At 44.9% G+C, this 365-nt stretch carries 1 pseudogene; it reads left to right on the plus strand.

Annotated elements, in window-relative coordinates:
* Positions 1-365 (plus strand): annotated as a pseudogene (locus G9371_RS19015) (alkyl hydroperoxide reductase subunit F); the annotation flags it as partial.

Here is a 365-nt window from a genome sequence, read left to right on the forward strand (position 1 = left end):
TCTGACAAGGTAACAGCCCGTTTTGACGGTAATAATACACGTCGTCCAAGCTTTGGTGTGGCTAAAGCAGGTGAACAACCTCGTGTGTTCTTTGCAGGCTTACCAATGGGCCATGAGTTTACGTCTTTGATCTTGGCTCTGTTACAAGTGTCTGGCTATGCACCTAAAGTGTCGGATGAAGTGCTTAACCAGATTAAAGGCTTAAACCTCAAAGCTAACTTTGATGTGTTTGTATCGCTTAGCTGTCATAACTGTCCGGACGTGGTACAGGCGCTTAACCTGATTGCTATTTATAACCCGAACACCACGGCAACCATGATTGATGGTGCATTCTTCCAAGACGAAGTGGAACAACGCAAAATCAT

The organism is Acinetobacter sp. EKM10A, from assembly GCF_011075215.1.
Taxonomy (GTDB): Bacteria; Pseudomonadota; Gammaproteobacteria; order Pseudomonadales; family Moraxellaceae; genus Acinetobacter; species Acinetobacter baumannii.